General features: G+C 36.0%; 17 protein-coding genes and 1 pseudogene. 14 read left to right on the top strand and 4 right to left on the bottom strand.

Features of this window, described 5'->3' with window-relative positions:
- Window positions 1–82: 82 nt before the first annotated feature.
- The 7 genes from MHH42_RS05335 to MHH42_RS05365 all read left to right on the top strand — a co-directional run bounded on the left by MHH42_RS05335 (window position 83) and on the right by MHH42_RS05365 (window position 9,524).
- Window positions 83–2,200 carry a transglycosylase domain-containing protein gene (locus tag MHH42_RS05335; RefSeq protein WP_340892966.1) on the top strand — a complete coding sequence of 706 codons (2,118 nt, stop codon included), beginning with the start codon at window positions 83–85 and terminating at the stop codon, window positions 2,198–2,200.
- A gap of 189 nt (window positions 2,201–2,389) precedes the next feature.
- Window positions 2,390–3,436 carry a uroporphyrinogen decarboxylase gene (gene hemE / locus MHH42_RS05340; RefSeq protein WP_070172836.1) on the top strand — a complete coding sequence of 349 codons (1,047 nt, stop codon included), beginning with the start codon at window positions 2,390–2,392 and terminating at the stop codon, window positions 3,434–3,436.
- Between the two features lie 14 nt (window positions 3,437–3,450).
- The gene (gene hemH, locus MHH42_RS05345; protein WP_070172837.1) at window positions 3,451–4,386 is read left to right on the top strand and encodes a ferrochelatase; all 936 of its coding nucleotides are present in this window, start codon (window positions 3,451–3,453) and stop codon (window positions 4,384–4,386) included.
- 19 nt (window positions 4,387–4,405) lie between these two features.
- A complete protein-coding gene (gene hemY, locus MHH42_RS05350; protein WP_070172838.1) occupies window positions 4,406–5,833 on the top strand; it encodes a protoporphyrinogen oxidase in 1,428 nt (475 codons plus the stop codon).
- A gap of 211 nt (window positions 5,834–6,044) precedes the next feature.
- Entirely contained in the window at window positions 6,045–8,411 is a 2,367-nt protein-coding gene (locus tag MHH42_RS05355) for a DUF6359 domain-containing protein (RefSeq protein WP_097895905.1), read from the top strand.
- A gap of 142 nt (window positions 8,412–8,553) precedes the next feature.
- On the top strand, window positions 8,554–8,856 hold the full coding sequence (locus MHH42_RS05360; RefSeq protein WP_000226526.1) for a hypothetical protein: 303 nt from the start codon (window positions 8,554–8,556) through the stop codon (window positions 8,854–8,856).
- Window positions 8,857–9,224: 368 nt separating this feature from the next.
- Window positions 9,225–9,524, top strand: coding sequence for a hypothetical protein (locus MHH42_RS05365; RefSeq protein WP_001198065.1), 300 nt, complete (start codon window positions 9,225–9,227; stop codon window positions 9,522–9,524).
- A 47-nt stretch (window positions 9,525–9,571) separates the two neighbouring features.
- Here the strand turns inward: MHH42_RS05365 and MHH42_RS05370 are convergent, their stop codons facing one another.
- Window positions 9,572–10,417, bottom strand: coding sequence for a hypothetical protein (locus MHH42_RS05370; protein WP_000984181.1), 846 nt, complete (start codon window positions 10,415–10,417; stop codon window positions 9,572–9,574).
- Between the two features lie 326 nt (window positions 10,418–10,743).
- On the opposite strand from MHH42_RS05370, the gene MHH42_RS05375 reads away from it, so the two are divergent.
- Complete coding sequence (locus tag MHH42_RS05375; RefSeq protein WP_000963370.1) at window positions 10,744–11,316, top strand: TetR/AcrR family transcriptional regulator; 573 nt, start codon at window positions 10,744–10,746, stop codon at window positions 11,314–11,316.
- A gap of 215 nt (window positions 11,317–11,531) precedes the next feature.
- A complete protein-coding gene (locus MHH42_RS05380; protein ID WP_340892967.1) occupies window positions 11,532–14,267 on the top strand; it encodes a YhgE/Pip domain-containing protein in 2,736 nt (911 codons plus the stop codon).
- A gap of 152 nt (window positions 14,268–14,419) precedes the next feature.
- Here the strand turns inward: MHH42_RS05380 and MHH42_RS05385 are convergent, their stop codons facing one another.
- Window positions 14,420–14,566 (bottom strand): hypothetical protein, encoded by a 147-nt coding sequence (locus tag MHH42_RS05385; RefSeq protein ID WP_000264964.1) that lies wholly within the window; start codon window positions 14,564–14,566, stop codon window positions 14,420–14,422.
- A 274-nt stretch (window positions 14,567–14,840) separates the two neighbouring features.
- Here MHH42_RS05385 and MHH42_RS05390 point away from each other — a divergent pair, with 274 nt between their 5' ends.
- From MHH42_RS05390 to MHH42_RS05410, 5 genes and pseudogenes are all read left to right on the top strand, one after another.
- Window positions 14,841–15,056: a hypothetical protein gene (locus MHH42_RS05390; RefSeq protein ID WP_000977616.1), complete on the top strand. Its 216-nt coding sequence runs from the start codon at window positions 14,841–14,843 to the stop codon at window positions 15,054–15,056.
- A gap of 36 nt (window positions 15,057–15,092) precedes the next feature.
- Window positions 15,093–15,395 (top strand): DUF2087 domain-containing protein, encoded by a 303-nt coding sequence (locus MHH42_RS05395; RefSeq protein ID WP_000140282.1) that lies wholly within the window; start codon window positions 15,093–15,095, stop codon window positions 15,393–15,395.
- A gap of 51 nt (window positions 15,396–15,446) precedes the next feature.
- On the top strand, window positions 15,447–15,536 hold the full coding sequence (locus MHH42_RS05400) for a YjcZ family sporulation protein (RefSeq protein WP_000505668.1): 90 nt from the start codon (window positions 15,447–15,449) through the stop codon (window positions 15,534–15,536).
- A gap of 396 nt (window positions 15,537–15,932) precedes the next feature.
- Window positions 15,933–17,108, top strand: coding sequence for a glucan-binding protein (locus MHH42_RS05405; RefSeq protein ID WP_097837746.1), 1,176 nt, complete (start codon window positions 15,933–15,935; stop codon window positions 17,106–17,108).
- 108 nt (window positions 17,109–17,216) lie between these two features.
- Window positions 17,217–17,303 (top strand): annotated as a pseudogene (locus MHH42_RS05410) (YIP1 family protein); the annotation flags it as partial.
- Between the two features lie 19 nt (window positions 17,304–17,322).
- Here the strand turns inward: MHH42_RS05410 and MHH42_RS05415 are convergent.
- Window positions 17,323–17,823, bottom strand: coding sequence for a DinB family protein (locus tag MHH42_RS05415; RefSeq protein ID WP_000787585.1), 501 nt, complete (start codon window positions 17,821–17,823; stop codon window positions 17,323–17,325).
- Window positions 17,824–17,915: 92 nt separating this feature from the next.
- Window positions 17,916–18,857, bottom strand: coding sequence for a helix-turn-helix transcriptional regulator (locus tag MHH42_RS05420; RefSeq protein ID WP_098162293.1), 942 nt, complete (start codon window positions 18,855–18,857; stop codon window positions 17,916–17,918).
- Window positions 18,858–18,983: the final 126 nt, after the last annotated feature.

Below are 18,983 nucleotides of genomic sequence, written 5' to 3' on the forward strand. Positions count from 1 at the left end.
AAAAAACTTCGAAGATTATATACATAAAGATACTTCTTTTTCAAATAATAAATGTACCATCATTTGGAAAGAAGGCCGATGTATGAAGAAAGTAAAGTGGACTTTATTAGGCGGCGTTGCAACGTTTTTAGTAGCAATTGTACTTTATAAACTTATTGTGTTAGCTGGTAGCTATATGATGGATGAAAAGCAGCTCGTTTTCCACTCTTCATCACGTATCGTTGACCAGAAAGGGAAAGAAATTACGAAATTATACGTAGAAAATAGAGAGCTTGTACCGATTGAGCAGATCCCAAAGTATGTGCAGCAGGCGTTTGTTGCGGTGGAAGATTCTCGCTTTTATGAGCATCAAGGAATTGATTATCCATCTATATTTCGGGCTCTCTATAAAGATACGTTAGCTGGAGAAAAGGTAGAGGGCGGTAGTACGATTACGCAGCAACTCGCTAAAAATGTCTTTTTAACTCGTGAAAAAACATTTACACGCAAATTGAAAGAAGTCGCAATTTCTCTTCAATTAGAGCAAAAATATACGAAACAGCAAATTCTTGAAATGTATATGAATCATATTTATTTTGGCCACGGGGCTTACGGTATTCAAGCGGCAGCAAAGTTGTATTTTAATAAAAATGTCGAGGATTTAACAGTAGAAGAAGGGGCAATGCTTGCAGGTCTTCCGAAATCACCAAACGGATATTCACCGTATTTCTCTCCAGAGAAGAGTAAGGAGCGCCGTGATCTCGTATTGTCACTTATGCATAGACAAGGTTATTTGACTGCCGAAGAAAGCGTTCGCTATCAAGGAAAGACAATTGCTCTATATAAAAACTTAGATGAGAATGAACTCGCATATATGCCGTATATTGATATGGTCATAGATGAAGCGGCTCGTTTATACGGATTGTCTCATCAAGAAGTACTTCGCGGAGGATATACGTTTGTCGTACCGATGGACGAAAAGGTTCAAAAGGTAGCGTATAACCAGTTCCAAGATGCAAGGAATTTCCCTGGTAAAGAAGAGGGGGCGCAAGGTGCATTTTTATTAATGGATAATCGTACGGGCGGGATTAAAGCTGCGATTAGCGGAAGAAAGTATGTCCCGAGAGGATTTAATCGTATTTTTGCAAAAAGGCAACCGGGCTCTGTTTTAAAACCACTTATCGTCTATGCACCAGCATTAGAAACGAAAAAGTATAATCCGTATTCGTTATTAACAAATGAAAAAGCTTCTTTTGAAGGTTATGAACCTCGAAATTACAATCGTCGATATACGAAAGAAATGACGATGTATGACGCGATTTTAGATTCAGCAAATGTACCGGCAGTTTCTTTATTAAATGAGTTAGGGATCGAAGAAGGAAAGCAATTTTTAGAGAAAGGAAATGTTCATATTGCAGATGCTGGGTTAAGTACAGCGCTTGGTGGGCTGAAAAACGGTGTTTCACCATTTGATCTTGTAAAAATGTATCGTGCATTTTTAGCAAACGGCAATATTATTGAGCCGCACGTTATTGACAAAGTGTTAAATAGACACGGAGCAGTCATTGGAGAATCGCCAAAAGTAGAAACGAAAATTTTCTCGAAACAAACGGCTTGGTATATGACGAAAATGTTAGAAGGAGTTGTGAAAGAAGGGACGGCGAAAGCCGGTGTATATAATGGGGCGTTAGCTGGGAAAACAGGTACAACTTCACTACCAAATGACGATAATGGAGCGAGAGATATGTGGTTCGTTGGCTATACACCAAATTTAGTAGGCGCTGTTTGGATTGGTTATGACCGTACGGATCAAGAGCATCAGCTGCAAGGAGAAAGTGCATCAGCAACGAAATTATTTAAGAAAATTTTAACGAAGGCAAATGTAGAACCGAAAGAGCAGTTTATGAAACCAGAAGGTGTGGAAACAATCGGTGCTCCGATTCGTCTGCGCAAAATTGAAGATGTGAAAATGAAATTAGCGTTTAGCCCTTTTGGTTTATTTAAAGCGAAATTAAGCTGGACACCACTTCCTGATGATAGGATTATGTATCGTATTTATAGAGTTGAAAATGGAGTCCATACGCATGTAGCCACTGTAAATGGTACCGGAGAATATGAAGAAAAGTTCGTTAACATCTTTTCAAAACCGAGCTTTTACGTTGTACCATATAACAAACAAACGAATCGCGAGGGAGAAAAGTCAAAAGTAGCTAAACCATAGTTTTTCTCTGTGTTATAATAAGAATGTTGTGAAAATAGTAAGCGGTTTTACGAATGTTTGTGTCAATTTCATGAACAACGTACATAATGTTATGCATTTTGTTTTTACAAGCTGTATAGTAAAAAAAGATAAATATCGGAATAGAACGTATTTAAAGCAAAAGCATTGGTAGGGAAGGGAGCAAGGGTCTTGGTAAGAACTATAAATGAGACATTTTTAAAAGCATGTAGGGGGGAACGTACAGAGTATGTACCAGCATGGTATATGCGTCAAGCAGGTCGTTCGCAGCCGGAATATAGAAAGATAAAAGAAAAATATTCTTTATTTGAAATTACACACAATCCAGAGTTATGTGCTTACGTTACAAAGTTACCAGTTGATCAATATAACGTAGACGCAGCAATTCTTTATAAAGATATTATGTCACCACTACCTGCAATTGGTGTGGATGTAGAAATTAAATCTGGTATTGGACCAGTAATTGATAATCCAATCCGTTCTTTACAAGACGTAGAAAAACTAGGGGAAATCAATCCAGAAGATGACGTACCGTACATACTAGATACAATTCGTTTATTAACGACAGAAATGTTAGATGTACCGTTAATCGGTTTTTCAGGAGCTCCATTTACATTAGCGAGCTATATGATTGAAGGCGGTCCATCTCGTAACTACCATAATACGAAAGCGTTCATGTATGCAGAGCCAAAAGCTTGGTTCGCTTTAATGGATAAACTTGCTGATATGGTTATTACATATTTAAAAGCGCAAATTAACGCAGGAGCAAAAGCAGTTCAAATTTTCGATTCATGGGTTGGAACAGTAAATGTAGTAGATTATCGCGTATTTATTAAACCAGCAATGGAACGTATTTTTGCAGAAGTTCGTACGATGGGTGTACCGATGATTATGCACGGCGTAGGAGCTGCACATTTAGTGAACGAATGGCATGATCTGCCTCTTGATGTAGTCGGTTTAGACTGGCGTTTACCGATTGAAGAAGCGCGTGCACGCGGCGTTCATAAGGCGGTACAAGGTAATATGGATCCTTCGTTCCTACTTGCACCATGGTCTGTTATTGAAGAACATGTAAAAGGTATTTTAGATCAAGGGATGAAGCAGCCGGGTTATATCTTTAACTTAGGTCACGGTGTATTCCCAGAAGTAAATCCAGATACATTAAAACGTTTAACTACATTTATTCATGAGTACTCTAAAGAACAGTTAGCGAAGTAAAGGAGATTGGCTGTATGAAAAAGAAAATTGGTTTGCTTGTAATGGCATACGGAACGCCATATAAAGAAGAAGATATTGAACGTTACTATACACATATTCGCAGAGGAAGAAAGCCAAGTCCTGAAATGCTAGAAGATTTAACAGAGCGTTACCGTGCAATTGGTGGTATTTCTCCTTTAGCTACTATTACATTAGAGCAAGCTAAAAAGTTAGAAATGCGTTTAAATGAAATACAAGATGAAGTAGAGTACCACATGTATCTTGGTTTAAAACATATTGAACCGTTTATTGAAGATGCGGTACAAGCTATGCATAACGATGGAATAGAGGATGCAATCGCACTTGTTCTTGCGCCTCACTATTCTACATTTAGCGTGAAATCATATGTTGGACGAGCGCAAGAAGAAGCTGAGAAACTTGGAAACTTAACAATTCATGGCATTGATAGCTGGTATAAAGAACCGAAGTTTATCCAGTATTGGGTCGATGCAGTGAAAGGTATATATAACGGTATGTCAGAAGCAGAACGTGAAAAAGCAGTATTAATCGTATCTGCTCACAGCTTACCAGAGAAAATTATCGCACTCGGCGATCCATATCCAGATCAATTAAATGAAACAGCTGATTATATTGCAAGGGGCGCTGAAGTAGGAAACTATGCAGTAGGATGGCAAAGTGCAGGAAACACGCCAGATCCTTGGATCGGTCCGGATGTACAAGATTTAACGAGAGAATTAAATGAAAAGTACGGTTATACTTCATTTGTTTATGCACCAGTTGGATTTGTTGCGGAACATTTAGAAGTTTTATATGATAATGACTTTGAGTGTAAAGTGGTGACTGATGAAATTGGCGCGAAATATTATCGTCCAGAAATGCCAAACGCATCGGATGCATTCATTGATTGCTTAACGGATGTTGTATTAAAGAAAAAAGAATCTGTATTGTAAGAAGAAAGGGGGAGCCTTCTTGAGGAAAAAAGTTGTGATCATCGGCGGTGGTATCACAGGATTAACAGCTATGTATCACTTACAAAAAGACATTCGTGAGAAGGACTTGCCGATAGATACATTACTTGTAGAAGCGTCGGGTAAACTTGGCGGGAAAATTCAAACCGTTCGAAAAGATGGATTTACAATTGAACGCGGACCGGATTCTTTTTTAGCACGAAAAGAAAGTGCGTCTAGATTGGTGAGAGAATTAGGTCTTGGCGATGAACTTGTAAATAATAAGGCCGGTCAATCATTTATTCTCGTAAACAATCGGTTACATAAAATGCCGAGTGGATCAATGATGGGAATTCCAACGCAAATTACGCCGTTTCTATTTTCCGGGTTGTTCTCCCCAATTGGTAAATTAAGAGCTGGTTTTGATCTGTTAATGCCTAGATCAAAACCAGTATCTGACCAATCACTCGGGCAGTTTTTCAGACATCGCCTCGGAAACGAAGTGGTTGAAAACTTAATAGAACCATTACTATCGGGTATTTATGCAGGGGATATTGATGAAATGAGCTTAATGTCGACCTTCCCGCAAATGTATCAAATTGAGCAGAAACATCGTAGTATTTCACTCGGTATGCGTACGCTCGCTCCGAAAGAAGAGAAAGCTGAACCGAAAAAGGGAATCTTCCAAACGGTGAAAACAGGTTTAGAATCTATAGTAGAATCTCTCGAAGTGAAGATGCATGAAGGTACGATAATAAAGGGAACTCGCATTGAAAAAGTTGCAAAGCTGGGGGATGGTTACACGATTACTCTTAGTAACGGAAAAGAAATAGAAGCGGACGCCATCGTAGTGGCAAGCTCACATAAAGTATTGCCTTCTATGTTTGCGCAGTATAAACAATTTCGTTTCTTCCGCAACATTCCGTCCACATCAGTTGCGAATGTAGCACTTGCTTTTCCGAAATCAGCCATTCAGCGCGATATTGATGGAACGGGATTTGTCGTATCACGAAATAGTGACTTCTCCATTACAGCATGTACGTGGACACATAAAAAATGGCCGCATACAACGCCAGAAGGTAAGGTACTTCTTCGCTGTTACGTTGGACGCCCTGGTGATGAAGCGATTGTAGAACAAACCGAAGAGGAACTCGTTCAGCTCGTACTAGAAGACTTACGAAAGACGATGGATATTATAGAGGACCCGGAGTTTGCAATCGTAAGCCGCTGGAAAGAAGCGATGCCTCAATATACAGTAGGTCATAACGAGCGAATGAAAAAGCTTACAACATTTATGGAGAAAGAATTGCCAGGTGTGTACTTAGCTGGAAGTTCTTACGCTGGTTCTGGTCTGCCAGATTGTATTGGGCAAGGTGAGTTGGTAGCGCAACGTGTGTTATCACATATTGAAAAAATAGTAGAATGTGAACGAGATGCTTTGAATGAATAAAAAACTACCACTTCCTAATGAAGTGGTAGTTTTTTATTGGAAAATAGAAGTTTGTACCTTACATATTCCATCTGTTTTTAGCATAAGTAATTTTTGTTTTAAACGTATAGCTGAGATTAATTTTTTGTAAAACTTGTCGAAATATAGTTCTATATAACGAATCATTTGTTATGATAGATATGCTGAGAAAATATGAAATAGGGAGAGGAAAATAGCTGTGAAGAAATTGTTAAGTGTCTTTTTATCATTATTACTATTACTATCATTTACTGGAACTTTAGCACAAGCAGAAGAAACTACTTCTATGTCGGTAGAAAAAGCAATTCAAGTATTCAAGCAGCAAGGGAAAACGAAGGGGATAGTGGAAGGATATATTGTCGGATATACGCAAAGTCCTTCTAAGTACACGAAGGATCCGGCTAAGTTTGACGACACAAATGTGGCAATTGCCGATTCACCAAACGAAACAAATCCAGATAAAATCATGCCTGTTCAGTTGCCAAAAGGCGATGTGAGATCGGCAGTGAATGTGAAAGATCATCCTGAAAATATTGGGAAGAAAGTTAGCTTAACAGGGACGCTTGAATTATATTTTAGTAGTCCGGGTTTAAAATCAGTAACAGCGCATAAGTTTCAAGGGGAAGAACAAAACCGTGTTAGCGATGTAGTGGCTTCGCCTGGGGGCGGGGAAGTTGCGAAAGGAACAGCGGTAACATTAACAACGAATACAGAAGGAGCAACAATTTACTATACGTTAGATGGTTCTAATCCTACAAATAAAAGCGTTCGCTATAACGGACAAATTGTAGTGAATGAAAATAGTGTAGTGAAAGCAATCGCAGAAAAAGAAGGTCTTACTTCTTCAGCGATTTCGACATTTTCATTTATTATCGTAAACAATGAACCAGTTCGTATTCATGATATTCAAGGGAAATCACATATTTCTTCTTACAAAGGGAAGAAAGTAAACAATGTGGAAGGCGTTGTAACAGCGCTTGATAAAAATGGTTTTTATATAGAAGATAATAAACCGGATAATGATCCAGCTACTTCAGAAGGTATGTACGTATACAAAAAAGAGGCAAATGTAGCAGTTGGAGACCTTATTCAAGTTGATGGAGAAGTAGAAGAATATGTTGGGCCTGGATATGCAGAAAGGTTTGAAACAGACTTAACAACGACGGAAATTAAGGCGAGTCGCGTTGCTGTAATCGCAAAAGATCAACCTTTACCAGCACCCATTGTACTCGGAGAAAACGGTGTGAAAATTCCTGATCAAATTATCGATAATGATGCATTCGGTTTATTTGATCCAAATGAAGATGCAATCGACTTTTATGAAAGTATAGAAGGTATGCGCGTTACGATGCCAACACCAAAAATTATTGCACCTCAGAAAAACGGAAATTTATATGTAACAGTAAAAAATAGCGGGGATAAAGTAGTAACGAAATATGGTACACCTCTTTTAGATGAAAATCAATTAAACCCAGAGCGTCTTTCTGTAAAAGTACCTCGTGATTATGTAGCAAAAGTAGGAGATACTTTCACAGGAGATATAACAGGGGTAGTAGGATATGATTACGGTTCGTTCCGTATTTCGCCAGTGATGGAATTACCATCTGTAGTGGACGGTGGGTTTAAGCGAGTAGGGGCAAATATTCAGCCACGTCTTGATAAATTAACAGTTGCTACATATAACATTGAAAACTTCTCAGCAAATAAAAAAGAAACGACGGACGAAAAAGTAAAAGAGTTAGCGTATTCTATTAAATACAATTTAAAAATGCCAGATATTATCGGTGTAGAGGAAATGCAAGATAATAATGGATCAATTAATGATGGGACAACAGATGCTTCATTAAGCGCAAAACGTATCATTGATGCAGTTCTAGAAATTCGCGGACCGAAGTATGAGTATGTAGAAATTGCGCCAAGCAACAATCAAGACGGGGGAGCGCCTGGAGCTAACATTCGCGTCGGTTTCTTCTATAACCCATCACGTGTGAAATTAGCAACAGTACCGAAGTTACTTGATAAAAATGTAGTTCGTATTGGAGACGAAAATGCATTATTTGATAGTACACGAAAACCGTTAGCAGCAGAATTTACATTCCAAGGACAAAACGTTGTTGTCGTTGCAAATCACTTAAACTCAAAACTAGGAGATGCAACGCCATTTGGAAAAGTGCAGCCGCTCGTATTAAAGAGTGAAGAAAAACGAATTCAATTAGCGCAAGAAGTAAATCATTTCGTACAAGGTATTCAGAAAAAGAATGCAAATGCACCTGTTGTTGTATTAGGTGATATGAACGATTTTGAGTTCTCGAAACCACTAAAAGCATTAGAGGGAACAATCTTAAAAGATATGCTAAACACTGTGCCGAAAGAGAATCGTTACACGTACATTCATGAAGGGAATGCACAAGTGTTAGATCATATTTTAGTAACGAACAACATCGCACCGCACACAATTGTAGACCCAGTACACTTAAACTCAAACATTATGAAAGAGCATGGACGTGTAAGCGACCACGACCCAGTACTTGCTCAAATTGATTTGAAGAAAGCTTCTTAAAGTGAGAGAACGCTTAGGTAACTAAGCGTTCTTTTTTTGTTTTTGCATCGTCATTTAATTACAAAGAGGAGATTCCTTTTTTTGTAATCTGACGATATAATTAATAGAATATTCTGTTTTGCGGAAAGGGAGGTGTAGATATATGGTAGCCCAACTAAATGGGAAATTAATGAATCAACTAGCGATTTTTTTGAGTGTTTTTATATTGATTCAGTTTGTAGCTGATGTAACAGGTCTTACGCAATCACTAGGTATTCATTATTTAGGTACAATAAGGCAGAGCATCACTTATACAGCATTTGGTTTAGCTGTGATTTTTACTATATTGGGTATGAAAAAGGAATTAAGTAAATATGCAATTATTTCTTTATGTTCGGCGATAGGAATACAAATAATTTATATAGTTGTTATTGTAGTTTTATGGATGTTGGCAGGGACACCGTAAAGTATTGTTCGTTTTTTTATAGAAAAACCTATTATTATGAAGTGCACCTCCAATTGTTAGACACGGTCTAACAATTGGAGGTGCATTTTTATTCCGATTATTAGTCTTCACCAATCGGGCTTTTACGAGCAGTTGATTTCCCACCTGACTTCCTTGTATTCACTGAATTTTGAGGTGGTCATCTAGCTATTTAGAGCTTGATTTCTGTGGGGAATTTTAGGGTTTCTTAAGCAAACCGTAGCGGTGGTGGTCATTTTATTTGGAAAATAGAGTGTAACTAATTGCAAAAGATTATATATAGAAACTCTTTTTTGTAAAATTCATGGTAAAATTAATTGAATATTCAGGTTTATAAAAGGGGGGCAACGATGCAGGTACAACTAAATGGAAAATTAATGAATCAAATCGCAATCTTTTTTAGTAGTATCGCCATGCTTCAGTTTATAGCTGAGGTAACAGGATTTACGCAAAATTTAGATATTACGTATAACTTAATAAATACAACAACGTCATATATAACATTTAGCTTGGCAGTGATTTTTACTTTAATAGGTGCAAGAAGAGAATTGAGTAAATATGCAATTATTTTATTATGTTTAGTAGTAGCTATTAAAGCGATTTATTTTGTAGCTGTTGTTATTTTATGGGGATTGGCTGGTACGCCGTAAATGAATAAAAAACCTAATTTCCAAGAAGACATGAGGAAATTAGGTTTTTATGCTTGAAACGCTTTTCTACACCGATCCCTTCTTTGCAATCTTCTTTTGTACCTTTTTCTATCACGCTGTACGCCTTTTATATACATGCATAGGCTGAAGAAGAAGAAGAAGGCACATTGTATCGTTAATATATACGATGACATGCCCTGTAACGGTTGCTTTGGATCATATAAATGAATAGGTGCTCCCCCTATTGTAGGGAATATCGTATTGAGCAGGACGTAAGGAATGGAGGTAACTGCAAATGGAAACAGAATCGCCATATAGTCCTTTTGTGACCATGCAGATGCAGCAAGTCCTAAAAGAGCCATTAACCCTGCAAATAAAAAATTAATTCCGATATATACAATAATATAAGTGATGGGGGAGCCGTAATATAAGTTTGCGAACATCCCGTTGTCATTTATAATACCTGAACCCGCTGCGGGTGCTCCGTTTGGAATGGTTAATTTGCAAAATAATAATGATAAGATAAATGGAAACGTATAAAGAAGTCCTCCGCAAAAAAATGTAACGATATATTTCGTTACTGAATAAGGAAGTAACGAAATTTCTTTACTTATAAATGTCTTAAAACCATCTGATTTATCTGAGTTGTAACTTGTACTAAAGGGAAGACTTGCAATAACTGGCATTAATAATAAATAAACATCCATTTCATTGTCGCGAAATCCAATCCATTTAAAAGCCGTTGTTACAAACGCATCCGTTCCGTCTCCAATATAACGAATTACATAATAATAATGATAGATAGAGATAAGAGCTAATCCACTAAACATAATAATTAAAGAAACACGATTACAAAAAGCTTGCTTTATACTTAAACGAAGCGCACGCATCATGACTGAAAAAGCCTCCACTATTTTGATAAACTTGTCTATTTTCTATATTACTATTAATTGTAAAGATTTTCTTGTTTTTTTATTTGATTATTTGAAAAAGAGGAATTTTGTTGTTGTTAAGTAAGGTTTATCTATACATCTTAAGAACACCTTTTCTTTTTCTCTTTCCATCTGATACACTATGACAGTATTATATGAATGGACTGGAATTTTTTTATACTGGAAATAATAAAAAAGAGAACTTGTATAGAATGTAAGCGTGTGGTAATATCAAAGATGTACTGATTGACTATATTATCCAATTGGTCATTTTTGGAGGTGACGATGTGGCGATAGATCGAAAACGTTCTATTATTGAAGCTGCAACAAAGTCTTTTTCAGCGTTCGGTTATAAAGCAACAACGATGGATCAAGTAGCGAAGTTAGCGAATGTAGGAAAAGGAACGATTTATACTTTTTTCAAAAATAAAGAAGAGCTATTTGGCGAAATTATTTCTAATTTAATTACAGAAATGAAGCAAGTTGCAGAAAACGCAATTCGTTCAGATGTTTCATTTTTTGAAAATGTACATAAAGCATTATATAGCATCTTGGAATTTAGAAAAGAACATCAGCTCATGATTAAGTTAATTCAAGAAGAGCGCGATATGGGAACGAAAGAAGTACAAGAAGTGATGCAACAAGTAGATGTGGAAATCGTTTCTGTCATTCAATCGTATTTAAAGATTGCGATTGAAAAAGGTGAAATTAGCAAATGTGATCCAGAAATTACAGCATTTATTATGCTTCGCCTATACGTATCGCTCATTTTTGATTGGGAAAAAAATCATGAACCGCTAGAAAAAGAAAAAATTGCAGAATTATTTGAACTTTATTTGTTAAAAGGATTGTCAAACTAAGATAATCCTTTTATTATTATAAAAAATGACCAATTGAACAAAATAGTCATATATTTATTTTAGGAGGGATAATATAAATATTCACTTCATAGTAAGGAACAGTTGCATAGTATAAATTCGGGGATAAGGCATATGTATGAATAAGTATAGCCTTTTTGTTTGGGTGAATATGACTAAATGAACATTTTAGTCATTTTGATAAAGGGGGAGAAATGATGAAATGGAATCAGTTATTTCGTAAAGAGTTTACTGAAATTATAAAAAGTAAAAAAATATTAATTCCAATTATCGCGGTATTATTCGTACCAATTTTATATGCAGGTATGTTTTTATGGGCCTTTTGGGATCCGTATGAACAGTTAGATGATTTACCAGTTGCGGTAGTCAATTTAGATAAAGGTGCAGTATTTGATGGGAAACCAATTGAGGTCGGAAAAGGGCTCGTTGATAATTTAAAAGATAACACAAGTTTTAAATGGGAATTTGTAAGTGAAAAAGAAGCGAAAAAAGGAATGGAAGGCAGAAAATATTACATGTTAGTACGCATTCCTGATGACTTCTCAAGTAACGCTACAACGTTATTAAAAGATGATCCGAAACCATTAAACTTAGAATACATTCCAAACGAAAGCTTAAACTTCTTATCTTCACAAATTGGTGGAACAGCCATTGAAAAAATTAAAGGTGAAGTAGCAAGTACGTTAACGAAAACATATGCAGAGAAAATGTTTGATTCCATTCAAGACGTCTCAAAAGGATTAGCAGATGGGGCGGAAGGGGCAAATAAACTACATGACGGATCAAATGAGCTGCATGATGGTTCAAGTAAAGTGACGGATGGCCTTCATACGCTTCAAGGGAAGTCTGGGGAGATGAAGGATGGAGTAGGGAAACTATTTGATGGATCTGGGAAAGTAACAGTAGGTTTAAATACGTTAAATGGCAAAACAGGTGAGATGCAAATAGGTATCGGGAAATTAGTAGATGGATCCGGAAAAGTAACAGATGGTTTACATGTATTAAATAGCAATGCAGGTATCGGAAAATTAGTAGATGGATCTGGAAAAGTAACAGACGGTTTAATTACGTTAAATAGCAAAACAGGTGAAATGCAAAAAGGAATTGATGAATTGCATGATGGATCTGAGAAAGTGACCGGTGGCTTGAACAAATTAGTAAGTAAATCCGGTGAATTAAAAACAGGAACAACAGATCTATCAAATGGTATGGGAAAACTTGCTGAAGGGCAAAGTCAATTAGAAAAAGGGTCTCAAGAAATTCAAAAGGGATTGCAAGATTTAAATAGTAACGTACAAAAGTCTGCTGCAGGCTTAGAGGAAATGCAGTCGAAAGTTCCTTCTATATTGAATACAGTAAATGAGAAAATAGATGGAGCTGGGGCGAATGTAAATCAGTTAAATGAACTTACACAATCGACAGCAGGAGATGCCAAAAATGCAGCGCAAGAGGTAGCGAATTTACAAAAGCAAATTGAAAGTTTACCGAAAGAGTATCAAGAGCAGTTACAACCATTCATAACAACTGCTGTAAAAAGTACAGTGACAGTTCAGCAAAAAGCTGCCGGAGTAGCAGGTGGAACAAATAAATTAAATGAAGAAGTAAAACAATTAACAGGCGAAATACATCAAAAAACAAATGGATTGCAAAACAAATTACCAAATCCAGCAGGGGTGAAAACTCTGGCAGGTGGTGTTGAGAAACTAACGAACGCACAAAATGAATTTGTTAGTAAGTTTCATGGATTTGGTGAGGGATTAGATAAAGCAAAAATAGGTGCTGATAAATTAAAAGATGGATCGGTTCAATTAATTGATGGAGTAACGCAATTACAAAGCGGATCAGGAAAAGTGACAGCTGGATTAGGTCAATTATCTGCAGGAGCAAATCAAATGGCAGGTGGAGTAAATCAATTAGCAGATGGCTCAAGCCAAGTAACAGGCGGTTTAGGTACATTATCTGTAGGCGTAACGAAATTAGCAGACGGCTCAAGCCAAGTAACAGGCGGTTTAGATACATTATCTGCAGGAGCAAACCAAATGGCAGGTGGAGTAAATCAATTAGCAAATGGCTCTGACCAAGTGACAACAGGATTAAGTACATTGTCAACCGGCTCAACCCAACTAATCGACGGCGTAAATAAACTAGCAGATGGCTCAGGAAAAGTAACAGATGGCCTCGTCAAAGTAAACGATGGTTCAGGTGAACTTGCTGAGAAACTTGGCGAAGGGGCAGAGAAAACTGGTGAAGTGAAAGGGACGAATAAAACGTATGATATGTTTGCAAACCCTGTAAAAGTGAAGACAGAGAAACTAGCGGAAGTTCCAAACTACGGAACTGGATTTACACCGTATTTCTTATCACTCGGTTTATTTGTTGGGGCATTACTATTATCTATCGTATACCCATTACGCGATACAGTCGGCGTTCCAAAATCAGGATTTAGCTGGTTTATTAGTAAGTTCGGCGTTTTACTATCAGTCGGTATTATTCAAGCGATAGTAGCAGATGTCATATTACTGTTCGGATTAGGTGTAGAAGTGCAAAGTATTCCATACTTTATATTATTTAGCATCGTTACAAGTTTAGCATTTATCGCATTAATTCAATGTTTAGTAACAGCATTCGGTGATGCAGGGCGTTTTATCGCCATCATCACATTAATTATTCAGCTTACAACAAGTGCTGGAACATTCCCACTAGAATTGATTCCGAAGTTTTTACAACCATTTAATACGTGGTTACCGATGACGTACTCTGTATCAGGATTGAAAGCAGTCGTATCAAGCGGAGACTTTAACTTCATGTGGCAAAACATAGGAATACTCATGATCTTTATCGTCGTATTATCACTTGGAACAATCGCTTCCTTAACTTGGATGCACAAACGACAATTTAAAAATGTTGTTGAAAATCAATCGATTGAAGTTTAAAAAAAGCACCTTGTAGGTAAATATTTATAATAACGAAACATTGGAATGAAAAGCCTGTATCAATAATTACTCAGTGATTATCGATACAGGCTCTTTTTATTGGATCTGTTCATAAAGATTGTTGTTATTAGAGCATTTTTCTTTTCGTTCTTTCATTCCATTTTTATTCTTTTTAATGCTAATTCAGCTGCCATTTTCCCGTTATGTTGTCCGTGCTCTTTAACCCAATTTAGTTTTTCGCTAGCTGGCACGTATCTATGGAAACCTAGAATTTCAGCCGCTCTCTCTTGTATCCACATATCCGATTCGTCCAAGAGGGGAAGTGTTTCATGCAATTGTGTATAAGGAGTTAAAGCGATAATTGAAAATTAATATTGAGCTCTTTTTTCTTCCGTTAATTCAGGTTTTTTAAGAAGATTTTTCAATTCTTAAATGGCTTGTACATCTTGCTGTAGTTGCAGTTCATCCGTATTTTCTTTGGAACAAGGATAATCTTTAACTTCTAATTGCAGTCTAAACGAAAGAAAAGGACTTACAGCAATTTACAGAGAAAACTAGAATAGGGGAGTTGATATGATGAAACAAAAATCTCGCTTCTATTTTATAATATATCCACTAATCACCTTCTTGGTTTATACACTATATCCGATTTTATTTCACAAAAAAGAACATACGAGCATGAAGGATATACTGGGAATGATTGTAACGTATTACATTTTAATTAGTGGATATTACTTTATTGATTTTTTAAGTGAAAGAATAAAGAAAAACGGTAAAGAAAAACAGTAAAGTTTCACTATTTAAAAGCTGATGGAGGATAACAAAATGACCGAAAGCGAAATGAAATTTAGGGATACGAACATTCGTAACTTTTTCGATAAAGAGAATCGTTTAAAATCGATTCCAGGTCAAAAAAAGAAAAAGTTAGTGTTATTAGAACATTTGATTAGCAAGTTAAACGTTGAAAATCAATATACAGAGAAAGAAATAAATGTGTTCATAAAACAATATCATGATGATTTTTGTACGATTAGAAGAGAATTTATCGTGCATGGGTTTATGGATCGAGAGGATAATATGTACCATATAAATGGGAGAGAAGTTTGGACGAAGTGGGAGGAGTTATAAATGTAATGAGTAATTCCTAGTTTGCCTCTCTTATCTAAAGAAGGAACTATTATGGGCTTTGGTGGTAGTTGCGGTGAATTTGCTTTATTAGTTATATTGTTTATTTTATTAATCATCGTTGGAGCTGCTTGCTTTTGCTAAAAAACTATGGAAAAGACACTCTTATAAGAGTGTCTTTTCTTTATGAAGATGTAATCCCACAAAAACATTTATTTATGGGGGCTTGCCAAATACTCATCAACCTAAGAAAATAGATCACCCCATAATGAAAAATTCACGTTTTTACAGTTAGTACTGAAAATTCGGCTCATCCTTTTCGTTTTAGAAAAAGTAATATTTTAAGTTGATAGATGTGTAATATTACCTATATTGTAACGTACAAGTGAATTTAATGACGTTAACTATACTTTTGTGTCGTTTTATTTAAAAATATTACGATTATATTACAGAAACTATTGATTATATCTAAATAGCATAATATAATACTGTTTGTGGTAATAAAAACAAAAATTATTCATTATTTGGGGGATATGGAAAATGAAGAAAGTTATTTTACCAGTTTTAATGTCTGCTATGGTTATAGTTCCGGCGGTATCACATGCTGAAAAACAAGATAATGTGAAACAGACTATTATAAAAACAGAGCAGACAATTCAGCAAAGTGGTTGGGTAAAAGAAGGGGATACATGGTATTTCTATGACCAAAAAGGTATGAAGAAAACAGGCTGGTTACAAGATGGTGGAAAATGGTACTATTTTGATGGTAATGGAAAAATGCAAACAGGTCATATTGTATATCAATATGAGGGTTACTTACTGGGAGCAGACGGTACAATGTATGCCAATGAAGGTTGGATTCAGTATGGTGGAAAGTGGTATTATGTACATCAAGGTGGAAAGCTACATTACGGATTGCTTGAATATAATGGGAAAACTTATTTTTTAAATCCAGATAATGGGCAGATGTTTACGAAAGCTTGGATTGGGGAATATCATACAGGCAATTATTTTCTCGAAGATGGATCAATGGCAATAGGTTGGACTTCAATTGATAATAAGTGGTACTATTTTAACGATAAGGGGCTTAGTTATAATGACTGGCTAAGCTATAACGGAAGCTGGTATTATTTTGTAGGTGGTAAGATGCAAACAGGTTGGGTACAAGATAATGGAAAATGGTACTTCATGAATACAAACGGCACAATGCAAACAGGCTGGGTAAAAAATAATGGGAAATGGTACTATCTGAACTCAAATGGCACGATGAAAAGTTCATTAAATGGTGGGAATGACTGTTGGTTAGATGAAGGAGGAAAGCGCTACTTTTTTGATGACAGTGGTGCTATGCGTACAGGGAAACTAGCTGAAGGGGGCACTTCATGGTATTTTAATCCAGATGGATCTATGGTGACTGGATGGAAAATAGTGGATGGTGACTGGTATTACTTTGATGAGAAAAGTGGAGCGAATCATGAAGGTTGGTTAAACTACAATGGCAAGTGGTATTACTTTTATGATGGCCCAATGACAACTGGTTGGGTACAAGTGAATGGCACATGGTACTACTTGAATGAAGATGGAACGATGAAAACAAATTGGTTACAAAAAGATGGAAAATGGTACTATTTACAATCCAATGGTGCAATGGCAGTGGGCAAACATTTCATTAATGGAAAATGGTATTCATTCAAAAATGATGGCGTTATGATGTAACAAAGATTTTTAATTGAATAAATGACAGTAGATATCTATTTTAAGATATTTCTATGATGAAAAAAACACCTGTGAAGGTGTTTTTTTCATCTTTACAGTTAGTTATTACTTATTCCTCTTATTCTTGCACTTTTCGTTTTCACTAGTTTATTAGCGAGCATGGCTGGATTTATGCAGGAAATATCTAAACTGTAAGGATATGTGGGAAGTAGAATTATAAAACTTTTGTTTCCAATCTTTCTTTCTGACGAAGATGATGTGCAAAATGCATAGAAATGAGCTGAAACCATTCTGCCGCATTTAAGTAACCAAGCCCAGGGTGTTCGACTTTACAAGCACTTCGAATAGAAGTAATTGTTGGTTCAATGTCTTTAACAACTGTAATTAATTTCAGAAAACGCTCTTGTACTTCTTCTTTGTTAATTGGATTTTCTGGCGTATATCCAGGATGATTTGGTACTTTAATTTGTATGTCTGGGAAAGCACCAAGTTTATATACTTTTTCACCCATATCCGTTTTTTTGTTAGTTACTGATGGTGTTTCGCCTTTACATTTTGTGATTGCATCTAATTGCATGTATGTGGAAGCAATTAGATGATTATACATTTGACCGAGAGACCATTCCTCACTAGAAGGCTTCATCCTAAATTGCTCTATAGAGTATTTTTCTAATTCCTCTATGTAGTACGTTGCTAACTCTTCAAAATTCTTCATATCACTAACTCCTTTTTATGAAAATGTATTTGTTACTACCTACTATAAAGAAGTAATGCTGACAACATTATGTCAGTAGTGAAATATAAAAATTAAAGTTTTAACATTTTTTTTGCTTCATCACGGATTTTCTCAGAAAGAATTTTTGGCTCAAGTACTTGCACTTGGCTCCCAAAGCTTAATACCCACTGAAATACTTCGTCTATGTTTCTTGATTTCAAAAAGACATGGAAACCATTATCTTTATGCTCGTATGAATCTATAAAAAAGTATCGGGATTCAATAATTTTATGTGCAATATGAGATGGAAACAATAAATGAATCGTAACAATACGATTGTTTTCAGGTTGATAGTCTTGTAAAGAAAAGTCTTTCGGTTTTGTAAAAAATTCTTGTTTTTGCTGTAATGTATCCATACGGTCTAAACGAAAATTACGTATTTGTTTCCGAAGTAAGCAATGAGCAACGATGTACCAAATTCCTGAAATATTGACTAAACCGTAAGGATGAACAGTCCGCTCTATTTTTGTGGTTTCTCTTGGCTTACGATAAGAAAAAGAGATAGCTTGCTCGTTTTGAATTGCTTCTTGTAGCAAGAAAAGTTGGTTCTCTAGTTTTTCTTGCTCGGCTTGCTGGTTTGAAAATATAGGAGAAAGGAAACGGAAAGTACCTCGTAACCCCTCAACTTTCTTTTTTTGATCAGTAGGGAGGATAACCTCAAGTTTCTCTTTTGCCGATTGTGCATGTGCAGAAAAAGAAGAAGTGAAAGTTTTCTCGATATAATCACCGCCTAATAAAAGGGTAACAGCCTCTTCAGGGGTAAGCTGAATGGGTGGTAAGAAATATCCATCCATTAATGAGTAGCCGTGGCCGGGCATTGCAAAAATTGGGACACCAGATTCACTAAGTGCATCCATATCTCGATAAATAGTTCTTATACTTGTCTCAAATTTTCCAGCTAAACTTTGTGCTGTAACAGTTTGTTTTCTTTGTAATTCAATTAATATCGCTAATAAACGATCCGTTCGATTCATGAAATATCATCCTTTATTTATATATATATGATCACTGTAAATTTCTAAAAGTAATACATTTTCCCCTACTATTAACAGACTTTTCCCTATGTATAATATTAATATAGTAAAATCATAACAACCTAT

The organism is Bacillus sp. FSL L8-0099 (assembly GCF_038006385.1).
In the GTDB taxonomy this organism is placed as follows: Bacteria; Bacillota; Bacilli; order Bacillales; family Bacillaceae_G; genus Bacillus_A; species Bacillus_A toyonensis.

What these genes read in the sequence shown, in the direction of transcription:
- MHH42_RS05390 (WP_000977616.1), top strand. Translation starts at nt 14,841, where the DNA reads ATGATGAAACAAAAATCTCGCTTCTATTTTATAATATATCCACTAATC.
- MHH42_RS05405 (WP_097837746.1), top strand. Translation starts at nt 15,933, where the DNA reads ATGAAGAAAGTTATTTTACCAGTTTTAATGTCTGCTATGGTTATAGTT.
- MHH42_RS05395 (WP_000140282.1), top strand. Translation starts at nt 15,093, where the DNA reads ATGACCGAAAGCGAAATGAAATTTAGGGATACGAACATTCGTAACTTT.
- MHH42_RS05400 (WP_000505668.1), top strand. Translation starts at nt 15,447, where the DNA reads ATGGGCTTTGGTGGTAGTTGCGGTGAATTTGCTTTATTAGTTATATTG.
- MHH42_RS05365 (WP_001198065.1), top strand. Translation starts at nt 9,225, where the DNA reads ATGCAGGTACAACTAAATGGAAAATTAATGAATCAAATCGCAATCTTT.
- MHH42_RS05360 (WP_000226526.1), top strand. Translation starts at nt 8,554, where the DNA reads ATGGTAGCCCAACTAAATGGGAAATTAATGAATCAACTAGCGATTTTT.
- MHH42_RS05370 (WP_000984181.1), bottom strand. Translation starts at nt 10,417, where the DNA reads ATGATGCGTGCGCTTCGTTTAAGTATAAAGCAAGCTTTTTGTAATCGT.
- MHH42_RS05380 (WP_340892967.1), top strand. Translation starts at nt 11,532, where the DNA reads ATGAAATGGAATCAGTTATTTCGTAAAGAGTTTACTGAAATTATAAAA.
- MHH42_RS05335 (WP_340892966.1), top strand. Translation starts at nt 83, where the DNA reads ATGAAGAAAGTAAAGTGGACTTTATTAGGCGGCGTTGCAACGTTTTTA.
- MHH42_RS05420 (WP_098162293.1), bottom strand. Translation starts at nt 18,857, where the DNA reads ATGAATCGAACGGATCGTTTATTAGCGATATTAATTGAATTACAAAGA.
- MHH42_RS05385 (WP_000264964.1), bottom strand. Translation starts at nt 14,566, where the DNA reads ATGTGGATACAAGAGAGAGCGGCTGAAATTCTAGGTTTCCATAGATAC.
- hemH (WP_070172837.1), top strand. Translation starts at nt 3,451, where the DNA reads ATGAAAAAGAAAATTGGTTTGCTTGTAATGGCATACGGAACGCCATAT.
- MHH42_RS05415 (WP_000787585.1), bottom strand. Translation starts at nt 17,823, where the DNA reads ATGAAGAATTTTGAAGAGTTAGCAACGTACTACATAGAGGAATTAGAA.